Below are 23,570 nucleotides of genomic sequence, written 5' to 3'. Positions count from 1 at the left end.
AATTCTCAAAGATCTATCCATTTGGGAATACATTCAGCTATTTGTATTAAGGCTGATCTATCCCAAACATTTTCATAGTACGTTCGGGTAAGTCTGGAATGTGATTACGAAGTGTATTTTTACCGGCCCCGTCTTTTTCCAAAACAAAGGCATCATACAATTCTCCTCTTGCAGTCAGCGCCTTAAACTCCAGTCTGTTTCCATCAATCTCTACCCAGTGAAAGAGTTGGGTATTGAAAGCTTTTCTATCCATCCAGGGATCATCACCGATATCATACATTTTAGGCCCTGCCACGGAGACCACATACATCGGTCCTTCTCCTAATGTTTCCTTCCCTCCCTGATAGGTCACACGACCTCTGGCATAGGCATGATCATGACCTTGTAGCACCAGATCCACTCCAAATTCTTCCAAAATGGGCTGAATAAACTCCTGCATATCCTCATTGTTTCGGTTGGGCTTGGTAGAAAATATCGGGTAGTGAAATGTAATCACAGTCCATTTTTTTGGGTTTTCGGATAAAATCTTTCGTAGCCAATTCACCTGAGCCATCCGCTTTTCTGGAATTTCATCGATCAGCTCTGCATCTAGGGAAATCACCTTCAGCTCAGGATAATTGACCTCATAGGCTAGTTCCTCCAACCCCTCCGGACCATTTAGTGGGAGGTTAAACTGCGGTCTCCAGTGCTTGGAAATCGTCACAGGATTCTTGGCATACTCATGATTACCAGGAGACATCATCACCGGCGTAGAGGCATGGATAAATCCACCAGCCTCAAACCAACCTCCCCATTCGTAGTCAGCATCTTCATGATTGATCAGATCGCCGGCATAGACCATAAAATTGGTACGTGGAAACTGAAATGAAGACTCACGGATTACGCGGCTCCACATCGAAGCCACCTCATTTTGGGCATCTCCAAAGTAAGTAAAACTAATCGGCTGCTCGGATGAGGGCATGACAAACTGAAACCATTCACTCCAATTCTCCCCTACTCCCACTCTATACACATAGACTTCTCCTTCTGTCAGCTCCTCCAATACGGCCTCGTGATAATGCGCCTCAATGGTAGGCTCGTCATCCTGTTGGGTTTGAAGGTAGCTGGTAGTGGCTTTGATTTGCTTGACTTGCTCCCGATATTCAGGACCATCTGTGGCCAGAGCATATTCCACAAAGGATGCTGACTGTGCTGTAGCTGTCCGCCAATTGACAGCAACAGATTCGAGTGGATTTTCTGTAACGTTGAGAATAATTCTATCTGGCTTAGCGGATGGCATCAAATGAGGCAAAACCCTTACAGAATCCTGAGCCCAACTCGGCCCATATATCGCTAGTAAACACAGTACAAATAAAAATCTAACATCTCTCCAAAAACGCATCTTCCTGTTATTTAAACCCTTTTAATTGATGATTCACCTATAAAACTAGTGTGGAAGGAAAATGGACTAGGGTTTTTGGATAAAAAATTAGATGATCATTCAAAATCATAGAGAAAAGAAGTTTCCTCGCAATCTTTGATTTGGGTATGGGGCGATAGTCCGCAATTTACCACTGCTAATTATCATAAAAGATAGATGAATTATCCCTATCCATACGGATCTCAATCCCTTCCTAAATAGACATTTAAATCAGAAATCTGGATTTTGAAGGATCGGAGGCTCAATTGCTCCTTTAGCCATACACTTTACAAGTTGGATGATTAGAAAAGTCATCTAAAATCCAGTGATAGACCGGACCAACCAATGTTAAAGCAAAAAGAAGCCCTGATCTGTCAGGACAAATCAGGGCTATCGTTTACCTTTCCAGAGGATACTCTAAAAAGGTATTCATTGATTGGTAATAAGCAGCTCGTTCTTCATAACCATGGGAATTTTTAGTCCTTCAGGCATTTGAGAATTTCGTTTTATGTAGGCGTCACCCGAAATTTCCTGACTTATTTTAGCTTCCCTGATCCAGCCGGTACTTTTATCCACTTTGATTTCCGATACCATGGATCCTTTCATATCATATTTCAAGGGCATGCCATTAGTTTCCACATAAGCATCTTTATCTGCTGTCTGGATAACAGAGCTGCCACCGATCTGTACATAGTCATCTGCGATAGTCACAAGCTCATATTCAGTAGTCATGATTGCTGACATTCCTGATTCTAGATTAGTGACTACATTCCATTTATCGCCAATCTGAACAGGTTTTTCTGGATAGATGGAGGTAACCATTTCCATATTGCCTTTCAGTGCTTCTGCACCATAGGCCTTCATGATTTGCGCTTTGATTTGCTCCCTTTGCATAGGCGGAATCTGCTCAAAATTATTGATGGCATTATCCCATAAAGACTCCACATTTCTAACCTCGGACACTTTTCCTTTTTTGTCCATGATGGTGAGAAACGATTTATCTTTCATCGCTGATAAAATGGTGGAAAAGACATCAGTAGAATCTGCATTCTCTGAGCTAAATTCTAATTTTCCCTGAGGCATTTCCATGGACATGCTGAGAGAGTTGAAGCTCGTCTCCAATTCATACCCCGCAGCTGTTTGGCTTTTGACCAAAAAAGACATGGTGCCATTGATAGTCATGACCATGTTTATCTCTTGCCCACTAACATTCTGATTGATTGTAGCGGTGCTACTGGTACGTTGTCGATAGACCTGCCCCTCTTCCAAATTCAACATTAAGTCAGTACTTTGAGCAATGCCAAAAGAATAAATAAAGACAGTAAAAATCAGTGTGTAAACAAACCTCATAGGATTCTAGAATTAATAAAATGAATAGTCTTTTCTAGCAGAATCGTGATGGTTTTCATCTCTGCCAAGGCTAAAATACTAGTTTATAAGTTTCGCCAATCTTCTGCTCTATGGATAATTTACAATCCATTGATTGTGAATCGATAAAAATTGAATCCGAAAAGTATCTTAAAAATAGTAGCATGTTTGTATTTTCTTTACCTCATCAATATCCCTTCGTAGAATTGCAAAAGAACTGACTACATCGGAAACTAAAAGGATTAAACAGCCGAGTATTGCCCCTCAAGTCGCAGGAAGATTCGGTAATGCCAAATTTGAAGTATAGAAAATCAGTTAGGTCACTTATCGAGTTCTAAAAAGCTTTTTCACCTTTTTCATAAAAGGGATATCCTGCTGCTTCTTGATTTTTTTCTTCTTCTCTTCTAGATCATCCCCATAATAATTGTACATGTACTTGTTATTTTGAGAATAAAGGTAGGTATTTCCATAGCCATAGTTATAGCCTTCATAGTGGTATCCGGAATTAATAATTCCATTGAACACCCCATAGACATTTTTGACTTGCTTATTATTAAACAAGTCATTGATCATGACCAGGTGATCTTTGATGGTATAGTTTTGACGGACTACATATAGATTGATATCAAATAAACGCATCAAATCTATAGTTTCGGATACCAGCCCCATAGGAGGTGTATCGAAAATGATGATATCGAATCTATCATCTAAAAACTGAAGAAAATCTTTCAGTCGCTGGGTTTGAAGAAGTTCTGCCGGATTAGGAGGAATCACCCCCGAAGGCACATAAGACAAATTTTCTTGCTCCGTAGGCATAATGATTGTCTCTGGCTCCGCTTTTCCGATTAGATAAGTCGATAGACCCAATTTTTCCGTCCCTCCAAAGTAGGAAGCCAATTTTGGTCTCCTCAAATCACCTCCGACTACCACGGTCTTTTTAGATCCCAAGGCCATAGCGGAGGCCAAATTAAGGGAAGTAAAAGTCTTGCCTTCTCCAGAAACCGACGATGTCACCAAGATCCTTTTGGTATTTTTCCCGCTTGCAAGATAGGTGATAGCGGATCTCAGAGAGCGAAAAGACTCCGCAACAGCGGATTTAGGATGCTCCAACACTACTCTGTTCGTTTCTTTTTGAGAGTAGCCAATGACTCCGAGTTGAGGAATCATAAAGTGTTTTTTAAGGTCACGCTGATCTTTGATACTATCATCAAACATATCTCTGACCACTATGAAACCAAAGGGAAGAAATAATCCCAAAACCACAGCAAGTGCATAGTTCTGTTGCTTTTTCGGAAACACCAAAGTTCCTTTTTTGGCAGCATCCAAAATCGCATTATCAGAGACGTTGGACGCTCTGGCAATACCTGCTTCTGCGCGCTTCTCCAATAAGTAGGTATAGAGAGACTCCCGTAGCTTAAACTCTCGGAAAATCCCGGTGTATTTGGATTCTGACTCTGGTAAAGTGGCAAATTCTGCATCGTAGGTACCGATCTCCCGCTGGATGCTCTGTTGTTGTTTTTTGGTATTTGCGATCAAGTTCACCACATTTTCAAACAAAGCATCCTGAATTTTTTCCATCTGTACATCAATTTTGATGACTTCTGGGTGATTTTCATTGACCGTGGCCAGTAGCTTTCTCCTATCCTGAGACAGGGCCACCAAAGTCTGAATCAAGCCATTGAGCAAGGGATCTGGTACGCCAATGACGGATGGAGCAATAACCTCCGAGAAATCCTTGCTCTTCATTTCCATGTAGTTGCGGATCTCTTCAAAATACTTCAGCTGATAATCCAACTCTGCATTTCTCTCATCCAGGTCATTCATTTTGGATAGAATATTGGAAAACTCTGCGGAGACATCCAACAATTTATTTTCTACCTTGAAGTCCTGCAATTCACGTTCTTTTAGCTTCAGTGAATCTTCCAAAAAACCCAACTGTTCCTCGATGAAGGCAATCGTATTTTCTTGAATTTTGTTTTTCTCATTGAGGTCATAGTCAATGTAAGATTCCATCAGAGCATTGATATAATCCCTACCTTTTTCTACCACCTTGGTAGTGGTACTGAGTCGCAATACGGAGCTATATTCATTCTCCATCCCCACATTGACTGCCTTTGCCCATCTTTCTTCCAGAGTGGATGGGTTTTTGAGCTGAAATACCAAGACATCACCCACTCGACCTGGATTGACCAGATGAACAGTAAACTTAGACCTTCCTGTTTCTATTTCGGTCCCAAAGGTGTAGGTTTTATTATAGATGGATTCGTCTCCAGCTGCTTGGGCAGAGTTGATATCCAATATACTCTCCGCAAACGGCACCAGCCTGAAATTTTGTTCTGAAAGAATTTCCAGTTCCACCTGCGTATCTGTGACCTGCAAGTGATCCCAATCTACTATTATTCGCACAGGAGACCTATCGTAGAGTTCGATTGCCTTGATATTTGTTTTGGCAAAATACTCAACATCAAAATGAACCTTTTTGAGAGCTTCCCTTGCAAGATTTTTGGATCGGAGTCTGAGGATATCATTTTCTAGATTTATGCCTGAATTAAAAATATTGGAACGATCTAGAATTCGAGCCTCGGGAGAGGTATTGGTTTTGATCACCATAGATCCAGTCACCTCATACTCATCTACTGTATAGCGATGGAATAAAAAGGTAGCAATCAAGAAAATCAGCGTAAACAGCACATACCAAGGCCAATAGCGAATATATTTGGCCACGACATAGCGTATCTCGAGCGCTTTCTCTTCGTTGTCTAATTGACTGAGATCCAATTTTTCCATAGCCGCTAATTCCCTCCAGTCACCAAATTAATAATCAATAATGTAGAAGCCAATAGTCCTGCAAAAAGTGCAAGAGAAGCTGTCAAATTATCTGCTGTACCTATCTGTCTGATTTTCATCGGCTCCATGTACAAAATATCATTGGGCTGAATGAAATAAAAAGGGCTGGCCAGCAATGCTCTGTCATTCAGATTGATCTGGTGGATTTTTGTACCCCCATCGTATTGTCTGATTATAAAGAGCTGATCTTTTTTTCCTAACAAGGTCGTCTCGCCAGAATTGGCCAAAGCATCAAAAATCGTGGCTCTATTTTTATAAATAATCTGCACCCCTACACTATTAAACTCTCCTAAAGTCGTATAGCGAATGCCTGCTATACGCAGCTTGACATACACCTCTTCTTTGAAAAATTCATTGATCTTCTCCTGAATTATAGTTTTGGCTTCTTCCTCAGTCAATCCGGCTATTTTGGTTTTGCCCAGTTTTGGCACTTCCACTTCCCCATTCTGGTCAATTTTGTAGCCTCTGAAATACAAAGGATCTGATCCCTGACCACCTCCACCTGCACCACCTACTCCTACTCCAGTAGTAGTATTTTGAAAAGTGAATGCTTCGGTCAACTCCTCATCGGAAGAGGCAAAGTCTATTTCCACCATGTCAAATGGTTGCAAAACGTATTCGTAATCTACTTCAGCATAGGGGATAAACTCCTCCAAATCATACGAAGTACTGTCTGTCAGATTTTGTAAATAGGTGATCCGCTTATTGCTGATACAGGAGCTAGCCAAAATCAGAACAAAAAATACTGCGGGGATAATTCTCATAAAATTCTGGATGGGTAATCAGATTCAAATATATACAAAATGTTGGGCTGGGGAATTGTTAGTTGGATAAAATGTAAGAACAGAAATACCTGTTCAAAAAACCTTTTTGAATGCATTATTGAAAGTTTTTGAGCATTTATGCAGTGATTTTTCTGGAAACTTGGATCTTTAAAAGTGTGAAACTAGGCCTAGCAAGACAGCAAGCCCAAGCCTGTATTTGAATTTATCCCCCGGAGCCAAGCCATATGATTATTCGTAAAGCTGAAAATGAGGACATCCCTCAAATAGTTGACCTTCTCAAGCAATCCTTGGGTGAAAGTCTGCTTGAGAAGTCCGAAAAGTTTTGGAAGTGGAAGCATCTGGACAATCCCTTTGGCCCATCACCCGTTTTGGTGATGGAGGAGAACAAGCAAATACTTGGTGTCCGAGCATTCTTGAAATGGAAGTTTACAGATTTAGGAAAGCAAATCAAAGCGGGACGTGCAGTGGATACAGCTATTCACCCCTCCTTTCAGGGCAAGGGAATTTTCACCCGTCTCACCCAAAAGCTACTTGAGCAGGTTACGAAGGATGGTTGGGCACTGATCTATAACTCACCCAATAAGCAAAGTCTCCCTGGCTACCTCAAAATGGGTTGGGAAACTTGGGGAAAGTTACCCATTCAAATCAAGCCTATAATATTTCCTAAAAAGGCCCAACAGCAAGAGGGCCAAGACTGGGAACAGTGCAGCACTCTCATTACCAAACTGGAACAGGGTGCCAGCAAGCCAAAATCTGGAATTCACACCTTTTTGGCACCTGGCTACATCAGATGGAGATATGAGGAATGCCCCCTCATCACCTATTCATTTATTACAGATGGATTTAGCTACCTTTTGTTTTACAGACTCAAAGAAGGCAGTAAAGGCACAGAGTTTCGTATAGTTGATTTTTTTGGTACAGAGGATTTGAAGCGTTCAGAAATGCAACAACTGCAAGATAGGTTGAAGGTACAAATTCAAAAAAGTGGATGCAGATGGGTCAGTATTTCAGGCTTATATCAGAATTCTTTTGCTTCTCTTTCCCTGGGCTGGCTCCCCGCACTGCCGATTGGCCCACAAGTCACCCTTCGAAATCTCAATTTGAATAGTCCTCCTTCTGACCTGCCATGGGAATGGAGTCTAGGAGACCTAGAATTATTTTAGCGAAAACAGTTTGTAACACTCAAGGCCCCGACGATTTGCGTTCAAGTATGGAATATAGGGCCTAAAGTCCCACTAACGATGAGCTGTTTTTATTTAGGAATTGGAAAAGCTCATTTCGTATGTATCCCTATTCATCAAGTCAAAGGAAACTTGTGCTATCAAAAGCTTTACCAGTATATTCTTGATTTAGTAAACAAACGTTCGACAATCCTCCGGTGGATTTTGCGGATGTTGCCTAGTTGAAATTATTGAAACAACATCTCGTGATTCAAAATTAGTTTTAGATGCAAATGCCATATTCCCTATATTGAAGCGCAAGACAAACAAGCTTCAATTTTATCCTATGAACCCAAAGGCACCCGGCGTATTTGTTATCAGTTTGGATTTCGAACTCCTTTGGGGAATTTTTGACAAGGTCGGAGAAAGCTATCAATCAGAATATTTTGCAGCAACAAGAAGAGTCATTCCTGAGATGCTGGATAGATTTGCGAAAAATCAACTGGAAGCTACCTGGGCGACTGTAGGGATGCTTTTTGCAGAAAATGAGGAGGAATGGAAGGCCTATTGTCCAGAATCTCCCCCTACCTACCGAAACAAACGGCTTTCAGCCTATGAATGGGCTCAGAAGCATGGTTTGAGGCCGGATGTGCATTTTGCTCCCGAATTGATTGAGATGATTGTTCGGACTCCAGGACAGGAATTAGGTTCACATTCTTTTGCGCATTATTACACACTAGTGCGAGGTCAAAGCCCAGATCAGTTCAGGCAAGATTTACAGGCAAGCCAAAAAATAGCATTTGATAAATTCGGACTTAGACTGAAATCCTTGGTCTTCCCAAGAAATCACATCAACGAACTCTATTTACCTATTTGCTTGGAGCAAGGATATCACTACGTGAGAGGAAATCCAAAAAATTGGTACTGGCAAGAAACCCAACATGAAAGCTTTAGCAAGAAATTTTTCAGGTCTGCTGATTGCTTTTTCCCAGTTGGCAAAAGAAGCTCCTATCCCCTATCAGAGATTCGGTCATTCCCCGAAGAGCCCTTGATAATCCCCGCTTCAAGAATTTTGCGTCCCTATTCTCAAACCAGTACCAGTTTGAATAAAACTAGACTAACTAGAATTATGGATGAAATGGAGTTTGCTGCCAAAAATGCTCAAGTGTACCATCTTTGGTGGCATCCGCATAATTTTGGCAATAACCCTGTGGCCAGCTTAAAGGAGCTGGATCGGCTCATTCAGAAATTCATTCAACTTCAAGAAACCTATGGTTTTCAATCTATGAATATGAAAGGATTAGGAGAAAAACTCGAATACATGGAAGGAAGGCTATCGATGGTTGAAAATGGAATTAGGTAGAGATCAGTGATCAGCCAAATCTGAAAGCTTAAAGGAGAAGGGTGAAGACGGGAGACGGAAGACAGAATTTAGAGAGGTTTAAAATTTAAAATGGAGAGTTTAAAGTGAGGAATGAAGAATGTTGAATTGAGAATTAGGAATTGAGAAAGGTAAGAGCCCCGTAGGGGCGAAATCCTATTAGCCAGGGATAAAGCGCAGCGGAACCCCTGGTAAAAAAGGATATCAAGCCAATCCACTCCGGCCAAGAGATTTAATTGGATAGAGAGAATTGGTGCCGGAGGATAGCAACGAGATTCAATTGAAACGCCCGTGATGACACGGGCTTGGGACTCAATGAGCCATGGACTATTTAGTGATCAATTGACTAACCTAAAAGCTTCATTTTAGGCCTATTTAATTATAAATGGTTGATTGAAATAACTAAGCCACATCGGCAAAGATCCTTTCCATTCTTCTGAAATACATCATCCCAAAAACAAAAACGAAAAGTGCCACGATAGAGCCCGGCCAAATCCATCCCCAAGGCATAGGTCTATCCAAAAAGGCCGCCCGAAAGCCTTCAATCACTCCTACCATGGGATTAAGAATATAAAATTGAAGGTATTTTTCAGGAACTGCCTGAGTACTGTATACTACCGGAGCGGCATATAGCAACAGCTGAACCATAAAGGTCAGGGCATGCTTGACATCCCTGTATTTGACAGCCAGAGCTGACAAAAACATCCCGATTCCAAGACTGCACATCAGCAATTGAATAATCAATAATGGAAGAAACAGGATTCCCCATCCCGGCATCTGACCAAAGTAAATCAAGAGGCCAATCACGACCACAAAGGCAATAATAAAATCCAGAAGTTTGGACAAAATGGCTGACAGCGGCAATACCATCCGGGGAAAATAAACCTTGGTGATCATGTTGGCATTCTGAATCAAGGAATTAGCAGACTCTGTCAATGTGCCAGAGAAATAATTCCAAGGCCATAGCGCCAAATAAGAAAACAAAATATAAGGCATGCCATCGGAGTCAACTTTTGCCAGTCCACCAAATACCAATGTAAATACCAACGTGGTAAAAAGTGGCTGAATAATCGCCCAAGAAACTCCTAAAATCGACTGTGCATAGCGGGCTTTGATTCCCCGGAGTGTCAAAAAATACAGCAGATCCTTGTACCTCCACAACTCCTGAAAATCTACCATTTTCCATCCGGAAGAAGGTTCTATGACCTTGTAGTAAGGAGATTCGCTGGGGCTGGTTGATTTCAACTTGTTAGATACTAATGCTAAATGTGATGAGGTATGAAAAGGCTCACCGAGTAATAAAATTACTCAGTCCAAATTAATGGTAAAAAATGTGATTAAAAAAACAATCAGATTTTTTGGGCAGAGAATAACTGAATAGTGAATCATTGATGACATCTCTAAGTAGCTAAAAAAAAGACGAAATATTGAAAAAATACTGGGAACGAAGTTTACTATTTAATGAATTTCGGATTTAGACGCTTGTGAAGCAAGGTAAATAGACTCTAGTTCGGCTACCATTTTTTTCATGCTAAAGTTTTCGAGCACTTGCTTTCTGGATGCTTCCCCCATTTCATCTCTAGCAGTAGGGTTCTGAAGGAGTTGTAAACAATATTTCTCCAACTCTTCCCAATCGTCAATCCCACAAAGGTAGCCCTGCTTGCCATGCAGTATTACTTCCCCGATACCTCCAGCTCTCGTAGCTACTACTGGCACCTCGCAGGACATGGCTTCCAGCATCGCTATAGGTAGGCCTTCAAACTCAGAAGAACTCATATAAATATCCATGATGCGCAAATACGGAAGTACATCCTTCTGCACTCCTACCAGATGAAAATGATCCTGCCATCCAGAGGCCGATATTTGATTTTCCAACTTTGATCTCCACTCTCCATCGCCAACCAACAAAAAGTGGACTTGTGGAAATTGCTGAAGAATCTTAATCGCGACTTCGACCCATAGCCAAAGCCGTTTTTGAGATCTGAACACAGCTACTTTTCCTATAATAGGAGAATCTAAAGGAATAGCTAATTTTTCCTTCAGGGCAAGCTCATCCTCTTTTTTGACAAATACATCTGTATTGACACCATTTTGGATGACTTTGACTTGGAGCCTTCCTCCTCTCTGATAAGGATCCCAGATGGAGTTGAGTTGCATAGAAAGTGCTACCTCATAAGAAACTGCGATGGCGATATCCTGATTTTTAAACGTAAGACGATTTCCCCAATAGCTCAATTTGTTATATCTATCCCAGGTATTATGCTCTGTATAAACTATAGGAATCTTTACCTTCTTCCCTACCAGGCGGGCCAAGATTCCGGCCCAGGGAAGGTGGGCATGGATAAGGTCAAACTCATTTTCTCTTACAAATTCGCAGACCTTATTGACTTGAAAAAACAGTCCCAAATTACCAGAAGGAATCAAATGAACCTGTACGCCAGCTGCCTCCAATTCATCTACTATATTTTCTTTCTGATGATAAAAGTAGAGACAATGAAACTCAAATTTGGACTGATCATGAACCAAGGCCGTCTGAGGGATTAGCTTTTCAGCTCCACCTCTTCCCAAGGATTTGATCAGATGTAGTATTCTGGTTTTTGCCAAGAGTGCGAAATTTGCTTCAAAGATATCTGTTTCGTGATAAAGCCCAGTGGACTTGTTGGAATTAAAGGTCTGGCAAAAGGATTTTTGGAAGCTAAAAAAAAGATATACTTTTCCACATACCCAAAATCCACTTTGTTATCAAGGATTGAAGTCAGCAAACGGAAGCAAAATAAACCGGATCTTTATTGTTTCTTTTTTGCGAGCTTCATTTTATACTAATTCAGTGGCAGATAAATACATTACCTCCTATTGTTTTGGACTTACTTGACTGTAATATTCCAGTCGCAAATATTCAGTCTTTATTTCTTGATTTTGGATAAACTTCGAAGAGATACGTTCCATATAATCTGGAAACTCCAAAGGTTCGGGTGAGCGAAAAGACAAAAGTCCAAACTCTTGAAGTTTGCTTTGATCCTCGAAATGAAAGCGTTGATTGGCTTGTTGTTGAAATGGACTTCTCGAAATCCAGCCTTGAATGAGAAAAGGAACAGGGTTTTCGTAAGAATAATGATCCAAAAAATGATACTCCAAAACCCCTTCCAAATAAATGGGAGTATCCGATTCCCGCCGCTCTATCAAAGATTTGAGTTCCTTTCCAATGATATTTCTTCCGAGATATTCCTGATAAAAATTCCAAAAGTGCATACAGATCAGAAAACCCACCACATAAGACAGTGTTTTCAGACACATCCTGTTTATTTTTAATCTCGGAAAGAATAAAAGGGGAACTAAAAACACCAAGAAAAATAAGAAATTAACTCTGCCTTGGAGATAGTAAAAGTGATTGAAGATCAAGTAAAAAAGCCCCCAAGCTAAGCCAAACACTAATTTTCTATATGCAGGTAGTATGAGAAAGCAAAACAAAACCAGCATACATCCCATGAGCATGGACTTGAATAACTCTGTGGATTGTATACGCAATATTCTATTGATTCCGCTGGCAACTGCCCTTGTGGAAAACAGTCTTTGATCTAATTCTTTCTTTTTATCAATCAGCAACTTATTATCAATGGGAAGCTCTTCAAACATCCATCTTCCAAAATAAAACCAATCGGAATCTTCCTTTACCTGATCTCTCAAAATATCTTCTACAAACATTGGGTGGTCTATTACTGCAGCACGTAGACGATCAAAACGAAGAAAATCTTGATCTACGCAATGATTCTCATAGAGCGACTTCCCAATTATCAGAATGAAAAAAGCAGCGAAAAAAGAGATCCATTTTTTCCAGGAATTTATTGCTTTACGATAGAAACAAATCAAAAACATGGAGAATCCTAGACCTATCAAAACTACTGACTCCCAACGTATCATAGTGGCGACAAGAAATAAAGCAAATGCAAGAATAGAGATTCCTTTGGGTTGCCTGTCAAACTCAGTACAATACAATAGACTCGCTAGTGCAGCGAATCCAGCCACTGTAGTAAACTGTACAAATAGGCTCAGATGTAAGAAAATGGCAAAAGTAAACAGTAAAAAAAAACACTTCCATGTATCTGTAGCAGGTCTTGAAAATATCCAGTTGGAAAGTAAATAAGCCGATACACCATTGGTACATATCATCACAAAGCCATACCAATTGAACTGGGGTATCACGGTATAGCACTGAGCCAAAAAATAACTGAGCAAGGGATGGATAAAGAGGGCGTAGGTTTCTGTTTGACCGGTATAAGCACCTGAAACCAGCCACATCATGATGACATCATCATTGACTTGAAATCTCCAAGGCAAAAAGAAAACTGCCCAGATTAGAATAAACCAGACAATAGGTAAATAGTGATGGATAATAGGAAGTAAACTATGTCTTCTCATTCAAAAGATTCCAAAATAAGAGTCGGTGCAGGCCAAGAATCAGGCAGTGAATCTATGGGGTAATAAATATACATCCCCTCAAATCCGTTGGGAAAATGAGCTTTCAATTGTGATTCATCCCAAATACCTGGTGTTTTGGGCATTGTTTTACCCAGAAGAAATGGAAGTCCAGAAATTCTGTAGGCAGCAAATACTTGCTCTTGCCCATGGAATAGTTCTTTCGTTTTATGCAATTGATTCACTTGACTCTTCGAAAGTAAGATGGTTTTTCCTGGCAAATATTCCCAAGTTTCAGTGGACTCCCAAAGAGCTTTTTGCTGAAATGGATGCCACCACAAGCCATAAAAAACTAAGAATAAACTAGTACAGGACACTCCCCAAGTAAATGAAGGTTTCCATGATGGACTGTGTTGATCTATCCAGATATACCAAGCAATAATCCAAAATATCAGGTAATGGATTCCGATTCTTAGCCAATAGACATTGCTCCCAAAGTGAAGTAAAAAAGGTAAGGTGAGCAATAAAATCAGCCACTTTCTCTGATTTAAAGAAAGAGCAAAAAATCGATGTTTTTTAAATAAAACTGCCCAGGCTACAGCAGCTATCAATAAAAACAGATGATTGAATTCGTCTGTAATCATCGTAAGATAAAATATCCCTCCTACCATAGGAATTAGAAGCAGGCTTTGAAGATAGACTTTCCGTACCAAATGCAGTGTGACAAAGGCAAGACCAAAGGTGAGGAGAAACCAAAACACGCCTACCAGAGTGTATTTAAACAAGAGTAGAAAATGATAATCCGGCCGGGCAGATTGAAGTTCTATCCCCTTCAGTAGCCTTAAAGAGGCATTTTCTCCAAGAAAAAAGTAAAAAAGGATCTCAAAGACCAAAAAAGGCAGAGTCAAGAGTAGGAACTTAGTAGCTAGCTTTGTGTGAATTGACTTTCCTACCAATAAGACAATGATACTCATCAAGAGAGCGGTGCTTATTTTCACATAAACCAAAGCACCGAGAATTATCCCCATTAGGAAATATTTACTCCAATCCTGATTGGAATAGGAAAGAATAGCCAGAATAGCAGACACCAAGACTACTGAAAGATGATTGTAAGAGAGACTGGCAGGCAAAAAGGCGTAGGCAGTGGAAAGCCCCAAGAATGCCAAAAGAAAAACGGAGAAGGAGAGCTTTTCCTTACATTGAATTTTTTTATAAAAAACGGACAATGCAAATGCTGCAAAAAAGTAGGCAACTAATCGTGCGATTCGCAATCCTACTATTCCAATATGAAAGCCCGTCAGCTCGTGTAGTAGTTTGAAGAACAAATCATAGTTCAAAATACCAGCTTGATTCTCCTGTTGAGGATGTGCCAGCATAAGATAAAGGCCTTCATCGGACACATCAAAACCCAAAGGCGCGGCAATTACAACTAATGCCACAATCAGACTGGAAAAAACAGAAAGCAAGCGAATCATTGATTCAAAATAAACCTAAAAATTCTAATTGAGGGAGATGATTGGGAAATTGAGGTTTGAAGAGGGATGTTGGAGGTAGGATGCAGGGATGTTGGAGGTTGGGATGTTGGGAAGTTGGAGGTTGGGATGTTGGGAAGTTGGAAGCTATTTGAAAATCTATAATTTGAAGTGAAAAAGCTGAAAATGGATGGATGCCGGATGCCCGGTGTACAGTGATGGGGGTTGGAGGTATTGAGAATTTAAAATGTTGAGTAATCTGGAATTTTGATTGCATGCCGTAGGTATCCGAGATGGTTAGCGGCGGGTTTTAACCCGCCGCAAAACGAGAATTAAAATCTTTCCCAGCGCTGGCCCAGGATCGTGATTCGGAGACGGAGGCGATTTGCCAGCAAGATGGAAACGGGAAGTTGGAGGTTAGGAGGCAGGGAGGTTGGGAAGTTGGAAGTTGGGTGTCGGATGTCTTATTGGATCAAAGTGCAGCTTCTGGAGAAGCAGCACAGGATGTTGGAAGTCGGGAAGTTGGAAGCTATTTGAAAATCTATAATTTGAAGTGAAAAAGCTGAAAATGGATGGATGCCGGATGCCCGGTGTCCGGTGATGGGGGCTGGATGAATTGAGAATTTAAAATGTTGAGTAATCTGGAATTTTGATTGCATGCCGTAGGTATGCGAGATGGGTAGCGGCGGGTTTTAACCCGGCGCAAAACGAGGATTAAAATCTTTCCCAGCGCTGGCCGAGGATCGTGATTCGGAGACGGAGGCAATTTGCCAGTAAGATGGAAACGGGAAGTTGGAGGTTAGGAGGCAGGGAAGTTGGAGGTTGGGAAGTTGGAGGTTAGGTGTCCCATGTCTTATTGGATCAAAGTGCAGCTTCTGGAGAAGCAGCACAACGTAGAATCTATATGAAAAACGCCCGTGGAGACACGGGCTTGAACGAGACCAAATCCCGAAGATTGGGCTAAAGCCCAGAGTGGAATGAGGCTCAATTTGTTGGAATGGGCTAAAGCGCCATTCCAATTCATACAAAATCACCCAAAAAATGGATTCTCTTGCCTAGGATTCATTACGACCGAAGGAACTGTCTCGATTTATCGACAAAAAACCTCATTTATTGCGGATTGAAAATCCTATGATAAGTGGTTCGACATTGCTCCCGATAAATATCGCGGATGTCGAACAGCTGGAATGATGAAGTTGGAGCTTCTGGAAAAGCAGCACCACAAAATCCATTCGAATAACGCCGTGGAGACACGGGCATGGTTAACATAAATGGAAAAAGCCTCTTAAAGTCGATTGAATGTTAGTCTTGGGTATTTACCCTCAAAATCAAAGTAGACAAAGGCATCCTCTAGCAGAGGAATCAACATCAATAAGCTAACTCAGCTCAAAATAACAAACGCCGAGAATCAAGTATGAAGATCATATCAGAGCTTGGCATACACTATTATCAAGTGAATCATATACAGAGCGCTCTGATTGGAACTCACTAAAAAAAACAACCTGAAATAGTAGCAAAGAAAACTCACTGCCCCAATCAAAAATCCGACTAAGTCAAGGGGTAATGTGTCAGTAAAACACATTATCATATTTTCAACAAAAACAAGATTCCATTAACCGAATGTAGCGTTTTTGGTATCTCTGGCGTTACTCTTATAACTAAACCGCCACAATTTTGAATTTTTCCATTTCAGTTGTTCTCCCCAATTTCAATGGGAAGGACCTCCTCGCTAAGTATTTGCCATTCACAATACAAGCACTGAATAACTCAAAATGCAAGTATGAGATTATTCTGGTAGACGATGCTTCGCAGGATGATTCTGTTTCATTTATTCGGAAAAACTATCCAGAGATCATTCTAATCACAAACCCCAAAAACAAAGGATTTTCCTATTCATGTAATCAGGGAATAATGACTGCCAGGCATGACCTGGTGCTCTTGCTAAACTCTGATGTAAAATTAGCCCCTGACTATCTGGAAAAGCTTCTCCCCTATTTTAAGGACACAAACACTTTTGGCGTGATGGGAAAAATGCTGGATAAGTCTGAGAACAAAATTGAAGTGGCCGCAAAAATCCCAAGGTTCAATGGATATAAATTGAAATCTGACCAGCAGGCTTGTCCGAAAAATGCCCAGCATATCAAAATACCTACGACTTTCCTCTCTGGCGCCAACTGCCTGATAGACCGCAAAAAATTACTCAAACTGGAAGGATTTGATGAAATCTACTCTCCCTTTTATTCAGAGGATTTGGATCTCAGCATACGGGCTTGGAAGCTTGGATGGGCGAGCTATTACGAGCATCAAGCCAGTTGCATTCATCTGGGATCTCATACCACAAAAAATTTCTTCCAGAAGATAAAAGTCAAAGAGATCTACTTCCGCAACAGGATGCTGTTTCATGCCATCCATATGGATCGTCAAGATCTCAAGCGCTGGAGACGTTACCTCTTTTGGGGAGAAGTGCTTCCCAAATTATTGCTGGGCCAGTTTTGGATTTTAAAATCATATTCCTCCTTTAAGGACCATAAATACGAGATCAGAAACTCCCGAAGAAAAATAAGAAACCTGATGATGAGCAATAGTGGCAGAAAAAGCATAGCTGAAGTCACTGCCACCATCCAGGGATTATTGAACTATAAAGAACTAACTGTCCTGTAATACTATGATGCAGACCTATTGGCGCTTGCTTTCCTATGCCAAACCTATAGAAAAGTATGCGATACCCTATGTGTTGTTTACCATTCTGGCAGTTCTGTTCAATACGCTGAACTTGGCACTACTTGCCCCATTGCTCAGCACGCTGTTCAAGGAAGAACCTGCAACGATGGCGAAGCCTGAATCCTGGGTACAAATCATGGATTATTTCAGCTACTATGTTTATCATATACAGCAGAACTGGGGCATCTATGAGGCGCTCAAATGGGTATGTTTTTTCATCTTTCTCTCAGTACTACTTAGCAATACCTTTCGGTATATCTCCCAGAGAGTGATAGAAAACCTGAGGATTTACACCTTGTTAAACTTGAGAAAGTCAGTTTTCAATCATGTAATGGATTTACATGTAGGCTACTTCAATGAGCAAAGGAAGGGAAATATAATCGCCAAAATCACCTCAGATGTGCAAGTGGTGCAGTATTCAGTGACTAGCACACTGCAGGTCTTGTTCAAAGAGCCCTTTCAGTTGCTGGCATATCTGTTTATACTTTTTGCTATATCCGTCAAACTCACCTTGTTTGCCATGTTGGTAATTCCGGTATCGGCCTTTGTGATTTCAAAAATTGTCAAGCGACTGAAAGCTCAGGCAACAGAAGCCCAAGAAAGGTTCGGAATGATGGTAAGCTACCTGGATGAAGCTCTATCTGGAATCAAGATCATCAAGGCTTTCAATGCGACCGAGCGGATCAAAAACCGATTTCACCAAGAAAACATCCAGTTCTCCGAAATCGGCAGAAAGATGTCTTACCGACAGCAACTGGGAGCTCCAGTCTCCGAATTGCTCGGTGTGGTAATGGTGATCATCATCGTACTATACGGAGGATCGCTGGTCATCACTGACCAATCCGAACTAAATGCCTCTGCCTTCATCACCTACATTGCAATTTTCTCGCAAATTATGCGACCTGCTAAAGCGATCACGGAATCTTTTAGCACGATCCATTCTGGAATAGCAGCGGGCGAAAGAGTACTGAATCTGATAGATGAAAAAGCGGCTGTTCAAGATCAGGAAGCAGCTTTCCAATTAAAAGGGCTAAAGAGCGGCATCGCAATCAAAGGCGTAAGCTTTTCCTATGGGAATGAAAAGATATTGAAAAACATATCCATGGTTATCCCCAGGGGATTTACAGTTGCATTGGTAGGGCCTTCCGGTGGAGGTAAATCAACCTTGATGGATCTGATACCTAGATTTATCGATCCTCAGGAAGGAAGCATAAGTTTTGATGGAATAGACATTAAGAACGTATCCAGTGAATCCCTACGTAATCTGATCGGGATAGTCAATCAAGATTCCATCCTATTTCACGATACCATAGCCAACAATATCTCTTTTGGTAAGCCAGACGCCAGCCAAGAGGAAATCGAACAAGCTGCCAAAATCGCCAACGCAGAAGACTTTATCCTACAAACACCAAATGGGTATGCTTCCAATATTGGTGACCGGGGAACCAAACTTTCCGGAGGACAAAAACAGCGGTTGTGTATTGCCAGAGCGGTGATAAAAAACCCTCCCATTTTGCTATTGGATGAGGCAACTTCTGCACTGGATACTGAATCAGAATGGCTGGTTCAAGACGCGCTGAATAAGCTGATGAAAAACAGGACTACTTTGGTGATAGCCCATCGTTTGAGCACCATCCAAAACGCCGATCTGATATTGGTTTTGGACAATGGAAGGATCGTGGAACAAGGCACTCATTACGAGCTTTTGCTCCAGGAAGGCCTTTATAGCAAGCTTATCGACAAACAACAATTCAATCAGGCATGAGCAACCAATCATTCCCTCTGATATCCATAGCCATGTGCACTTATAACGGTGCCCGCTACCTGAGACCCCAATTGGACAGCTTGATCAATCAAACTTATCCCAATTTGGAAATCTCCGTATTTGACGACTGCTCATCAGATGAAACCGTGTCTATCGTGCAGGAATACATGGAGAAGCATCCTCAGATCAAGTTGCATCGAAATCCGATCAACCTGGGCTATCAGGGCAACTTCGCTGCAAATTTCAAAGCATGTCAGGGAGAGCTTATTGCACCTTGTGATCAGGATGACGTCTGGGCATTGGATAAACTGGAAAAGTTATTTCATATCCTAAAAGACAACATGCTGGTGTACCATGATTCCGAATTGATAGATGAGCAAGGAAAGAGCATGGGAATCAGCATGCGTACCAAATTGAACTTTGTCAGGGGGAAAAACCCCTTGCCTTTTCTCTTTTTCAATTGTGTATCCGGACACAGCATGCTTTTCCGAAAAGACTTGCTGGATTACATTTTCCCTTTCCCACAAAAGGGCTTTTATGATCATTGGATGGTCTTTGTAGCCTCCCACTATGGCACCATAGATTATCATGACGAATGCCTAGTCCAATACCGGCAGCATCAGAAAAACCTAACTGATATCCTGGGAGCTAAGAGAAAGGAAACTAAACTCCAAACGACAATTTCCAGAATCCAGCGTGAAAATGATTGGCTGGAAATCTGCGCCGCCTATGAGCAACAGGTTATGGGGCCGGGCTTCAACAGCAGTCTCTACGAGCAGGGAAAAAATCGCGCTAGTAATTTCTTCAATTTCAGATTTGGATATACCATCTGGAAGTATCAAAATGACTTGCTTCATATCCCAAAACAAAAACCAAAAAGACGCTTAGGCTTTGCCATCCGACAGATCTGGGGAATGAAAACCAAGACTCTTTTCAAATAGTCCATGAAAGTATCGATAATCATACCGAGCTATAACTATGCGGCCTATTTAGGGCAATGCCTGGATTCTATCCTAGCGCAAAGCTGGAAGGATTGGGAAGTCTGGGTGATTGATGATGGATCTACCGACAATACCCGAGAAATAGCACAGCTCTATCAAGAAAAAGATTCTAGGATAAACTATCACTTTCAGGAGAACAGCGGGTTATCCCATGCACGGAACAAGGGCATCAAGCTATGTAAGGGATATTTGATCCAATTTCTGGATGCCGATGATCTACTTAGCGAGGAAAAGCTGTCACTTCAAGTCCAGCATCTGGAGGAAAATCCAGCGGTAGCAATCTCCTATTGTCAGACATGGTATTTTGATTCAAAATCCCCAGAAAAGGTGTTTGAAGATATAGCATTAAAAAACAGAAATAGCCATCCTGTTTTGGATTGCAAAGGCTATGAATTGGTACAATCCCTGATCAGAGGAAATTTCACCACGGTATCCAGTCCTTTGATCCGGAAAGGCATCGTAAATCACGGGATCACATTTCCTGAAACCGTTTCAAATTCAGAAGACTGGTACTTCTGGATACAATGTGCCCTCGCAGGTTTCCATGTTCAGTTTCTAGATAATCCTGCTGCTTACACAAAAATCCGGGTTCACAAAGGCAGCATGAGCCAGCAAAAGCTGAAAATGTACTACGGAGAACTTCAGCTCAGAAAGTGGCTCTCTTTACAATTAATAAACACATCACTATCAGCAAAAGAGAAAGAACATCTTTTGATTTTAAATCAGGCTCAGGAAGAAAAGTTATTTGAGCATACCATGCTCACTGGTCCCCTCTGGGACTTCGCTCACCTAAAGAAGATGTATCAATTCAGTGATCTGAACAAGATGCTCAAATACCACAAGCTCGCCAGAAAGCATCAGCATACACATCCACAAACCAACTTTTAGAAAAACCAACACCACACCCCATGAAAACCCAACTACACTCCACAAAAAAGCCCCTCGTTTCTGTCATTATCCCATGCTACAACCATGTCATGTATCTGGAGGAAGCGGTGAATTCCGTGCTTAACTCCAGCTACCAACAAACCGAGATTATCATCGTAGATGATGGATCTACAGACAACTCGTACACATTGGCACAAGAACTAGCTGAGCGGCATCCTGAGAAAGTAAGTGCATTTTCTCAGGAAAATTCAGGCCCGTCAGTCGCCAGGAATAAAGCAATTTCACTGGCCAAAGGCACCTATATTTTGCCTTTGGATGCGGATGACAAAATCGGCAAAAAATATATCAAACAAGCCATAAGGCTTCTGGAGGCAGATGACGATATCAAATTGGTCTATTGTGAGGCAGAAAAATTTGGCAAAAAAACGGGCCGTTGGAAATTGCGTCCATTCTGCAGACAATCACTTGCCCAGGATAACATGATTTTTGTTTCGGCTTTATTTCGAAAAAAAGACTGGGCAAAGGCAGGCGGGTTTGATGAGCGGATGAAGTGGGGTTGGGAAGATTGGGAATTTTGGATCAGTCTCTTGAAAGATGGAGGACGGGTAAAAAAACTGCCCTGCATTGGTTTCTATTATAGAATTCATTCGATTTCTCGACGAAAATCAGTGACAAAACAGGACAAAAAATCCACTATAGACTTGCTCAACCAAAAGCACGCACATTTTCTTCAGCAGCACTTGCATGGCCCCATCCGCAATCCTAGAAGCTGGTCGAAGTTTATCAATAAGTTAATACTTTCGCTATCCTTTTTATCTAGCTATCGATTAAAAAGGACAAGTCATTCCTTTGTTTTTGAAAAACATAAATAAACGTGTTTTTTGCAACGCAAATCAGCTTTGCTGAGCAAATGAATAAGGAAGAGACAGAATAACACTCTTCCTTATTCTTAATTTGACAAATCCCCAATAGGCAAGTGTATACTCACGGCGATTCTATTCCAACTGTTGATTGTGACCACAGCCATGATCAATTGGGCGATCTCATTTTCAGAAAAATATATTCTTACCTTTTCGTAAGTTTCGCTGCTAAGCCCCTTTCTGTGGATAAAGGTGATTTCTTCAGTCAATTCCAAAATCACTTTTTCCTCTTCAGTGAAATGATCTGGAGCCTCCCTCCAAGCACTCAATAAAAGAATTCTTTGCAGCGACTCGCCATTGAACATCGCATCTTTTGCATGCATATTGATGCAAAATGCACAGTTGTTTAATTGCGAACTTCTGATTTTTATCAGCTCTATAAATCTCTTGGATATTGAAACCTGAGAAAGATAGTTTTCCAAGCCAAGCAATGCTTTGTAGGCAAGTGGCTCTACTGCTTGAATGTTGATTCGTTTTTCCATGACAGTTTATTTTTTGATGAATCAAAGTTCATCAATGCTTCTACGAAAAAACTTAAACTGGTTTAAGAACGATACTTGCTCCGAATTTCACTCGAGTATTCTGGAGTAAAACCTAAAAATGAAGCCAAAAGATATTGGGGAAGGCGCTGTAAAAACTCAGGATAGTGTTTTGAAAAATGTTGAGCACTCTCGAATTTTGATTGCATGCCGTAGGTATGCAAGATGGGTAGCGGCGGGTTTTAACCCGGCGCAAAACGAGGATTAAAATCTTTCCCAGCGCTGGCCCTGTATCTGGAGACGGAGGCGATTTGCCAGCAAGATGGAAACGGGAAGTTGGAGATTAGGATGCAGGGATGTTGGGAAGTTGGAAGCTTTTTGAAAGTCTAAAATTTGAAGTGAAAAAGCTGAAAATGATTGGATGCCGGATGCCCTGTGTCCGGTGATGGGGGCTGGATGAATTGAGAATATAAAATGTTAAGCACTCTGGATTTTGGAGAGCATGCCGTAGGTATGCAAGATGGGTAGCGGCGGGTTTTAACCCGGCGCAAAACGAGAATTAAAATCTTCCTCAGCGCTGGCCGAGGATCGTGATTCGGAGACGGAGGCGATTTGCCAGCAAGATGGAAACGGGAAGTTGGAGGTTAGGAAGTTGGAGGTTGGGTGTCGGATGTCTTATTGGATCAAAGTGCAGCTTCTGGAGAAGCAGCACAAAAAAATCCATTCGAATAACACCCGTGGAGACACGGGCTTGGGCGAAGATTAGGCAGAATTTGCCAAGGCCCCGCATAACATAAAGACAGAAGGCAGCAGTGGACAAATCTCCTTCTTGGTACTTTTGAAGGCCAAAAGTACCCATCCCGATAACTATGCGGGAGCCTTTGCCCGAAATCAGCTTTGAATTGCCTTCGGACAATTCATTTATTGGTTCAAAGTCCGGCTAAAAACAATCGGATCTCCGAGACAAGCTC

At 41.4% G+C, this 23,570-nt stretch carries 18 protein-coding genes; 9 read left to right on the top strand and 9 right to left on the bottom strand.

Translation table 11 applies throughout. The features are described 5' to 3' along the window. Positions 1-46 precede the first annotated feature (46 nt). From G460_RS21205 to G460_RS0101260, 4 genes are all read right to left on the bottom strand, one after another. Positions 47-1,381, bottom strand: coding sequence for a purple acid phosphatase family protein (locus G460_RS21205; protein WP_084421125.1), 1,335 nt, complete (start codon positions 1,379-1,381; stop codon positions 47-49). A gap of 447 nt (positions 1,382-1,828) precedes the next feature. Then, the gene (locus G460_RS0101270) at positions 1,829-2,749 is read right to left on the bottom strand and encodes a DUF6263 family protein (RefSeq protein ID WP_157366842.1); all 921 of its coding nucleotides are present in this window, start codon (positions 2,747-2,749) and stop codon (positions 1,829-1,831) included. A 342-nt stretch (positions 2,750-3,091) separates the two neighbouring features. After that, positions 3,092-5,554 carry a GumC family protein gene (locus G460_RS0101265; RefSeq protein WP_026953667.1) on the bottom strand — a complete coding sequence of 821 codons (2,463 nt, stop codon included), beginning with the start codon at positions 5,552-5,554 and terminating at the stop codon, positions 3,092-3,094. A gap of 5 nt (positions 5,555-5,559) precedes the next feature. Then, positions 5,560-6,378 carry a polysaccharide biosynthesis/export family protein gene (locus G460_RS0101260; protein ID WP_026953666.1) on the bottom strand — a complete coding sequence of 273 codons (819 nt, stop codon included), beginning with the start codon at positions 6,376-6,378 and terminating at the stop codon, positions 5,560-5,562. Positions 6,379-6,623: 245 nt separating this feature from the next. Here G460_RS0101260 and G460_RS0101255 point away from each other — a divergent pair, with 245 nt between their 5' ends. Both G460_RS0101255 and G460_RS0101250 read left to right on the top strand, forming a co-directional pair. After that, positions 6,624-7,562, top strand: coding sequence for a GNAT family N-acetyltransferase (locus G460_RS0101255; RefSeq protein ID WP_026953665.1), 939 nt, complete (start codon positions 6,624-6,626; stop codon positions 7,560-7,562). 343 nt (positions 7,563-7,905) lie between these two features. After that, positions 7,906-8,922, top strand: coding sequence for a polysaccharide deacetylase family protein (locus G460_RS0101250; protein WP_026953664.1), 1,017 nt, complete (start codon positions 7,906-7,908; stop codon positions 8,920-8,922). A gap of 420 nt (positions 8,923-9,342) precedes the next feature. Here G460_RS0101250 and G460_RS0101245 read toward each other — a convergent pair whose 3' ends face one another. The 4 genes from G460_RS0101245 to G460_RS0101225 form a co-directional block, all read right to left on the bottom strand. Beyond that, positions 9,343-10,119: an ABC transporter permease gene (locus G460_RS0101245; RefSeq protein ID WP_051315919.1), complete on the bottom strand. Its 777-nt coding sequence runs from the start codon at positions 10,117-10,119 to the stop codon at positions 9,343-9,345. Positions 10,120-10,398: 279 nt separating this feature from the next. Then, a complete protein-coding gene (locus tag G460_RS21200) occupies positions 10,399-11,544 on the bottom strand; it encodes a glycosyltransferase (RefSeq protein WP_035463727.1) in 1,146 nt (381 codons plus the stop codon). Positions 11,545-11,790: 246 nt separating this feature from the next. Continuing rightward, positions 11,791-13,356: a hypothetical protein gene (locus G460_RS0101230; protein ID WP_026953661.1), complete on the bottom strand. Its 1,566-nt coding sequence runs from the start codon at positions 13,354-13,356 to the stop codon at positions 11,791-11,793. After that, a complete protein-coding gene (locus tag G460_RS0101225) occupies positions 13,353-14,792 on the bottom strand; it encodes a hypothetical protein (protein WP_211226729.1) in 1,440 nt (479 codons plus the stop codon). Before G460_RS0101225 ends, G460_RS0101230 begins: the two co-directional genes overlap by 4 nt. A gap of 429 nt (positions 14,793-15,221) precedes the next feature. On the opposite strand from G460_RS0101225, the gene G460_RS23135 reads away from it, so the two are divergent. From G460_RS23135 to G460_RS21190, 7 genes are all read left to right on the top strand, one after another. Continuing rightward, positions 15,222-15,362 (top strand): hypothetical protein, encoded by a 141-nt coding sequence (locus tag G460_RS23135; protein ID WP_157366841.1) that lies wholly within the window; start codon positions 15,222-15,224, stop codon positions 15,360-15,362. A gap of 304 nt (positions 15,363-15,666) precedes the next feature. Next, entirely contained in the window at positions 15,667-15,789 is a 123-nt protein-coding gene (locus tag G460_RS23460) for a hypothetical protein (RefSeq protein ID WP_281171638.1), read from the top strand. A 710-nt stretch (positions 15,790-16,499) separates the two neighbouring features. Then, entirely contained in the window at positions 16,500-17,486 is a 987-nt protein-coding gene (locus tag G460_RS0101215) for a glycosyltransferase family 2 protein (protein WP_035463726.1), read from the top strand. A 7-nt stretch (positions 17,487-17,493) separates the two neighbouring features. After that, a complete protein-coding gene (locus tag G460_RS0101210) occupies positions 17,494-19,311 on the top strand; it encodes an ABC transporter ATP-binding protein (RefSeq protein WP_026953658.1) in 1,818 nt (605 codons plus the stop codon). Further along, positions 19,308-20,252, top strand: a complete 945-nt coding sequence (locus G460_RS0101205) for a glycosyltransferase family 2 protein (protein ID WP_026953657.1) — start codon at positions 19,308-19,310, stop codon at positions 20,250-20,252. The genes G460_RS0101210 and G460_RS0101205 overlap by 4 nt, the downstream gene beginning before the upstream one ends. A 3-nt stretch (positions 20,253-20,255) precedes the next feature. Then, positions 20,256-21,200 (top strand): glycosyltransferase family 2 protein, encoded by a 945-nt coding sequence (locus tag G460_RS21195; RefSeq protein WP_051315859.1) that lies wholly within the window; start codon positions 20,256-20,258, stop codon positions 21,198-21,200. Positions 21,201-21,220: 20 nt separating this feature from the next. Continuing rightward, complete coding sequence (locus tag G460_RS21190; protein WP_051315858.1) at positions 21,221-22,072, top strand: glycosyltransferase family 2 protein; 852 nt, start codon at positions 21,221-21,223, stop codon at positions 22,070-22,072. 77 nt (positions 22,073-22,149) lie between these two features. Here G460_RS21190 and G460_RS0101190 read toward each other — a convergent pair whose 3' ends face one another. Continuing rightward, positions 22,150-22,602 carry a carboxymuconolactone decarboxylase family protein gene (locus G460_RS0101190; protein ID WP_026953656.1) on the bottom strand — a complete coding sequence of 151 codons (453 nt, stop codon included), beginning with the start codon at positions 22,600-22,602 and terminating at the stop codon, positions 22,150-22,152. Between the last annotated feature and the right edge of the window lie 968 nt (positions 22,603-23,570).

Origin of the sequence: Algoriphagus vanfongensis DSM 17529 (assembly GCF_000429465.1) — a bacterium.
Lineage (GTDB): Bacteria > Bacteroidota > Bacteroidia > Cytophagales > Cyclobacteriaceae > Algoriphagus > Algoriphagus vanfongensis.
The sequence above is the reverse complement of the archived record's forward strand: the minus strand, read 5'-3'. Positions and strand labels throughout refer to the sequence as shown.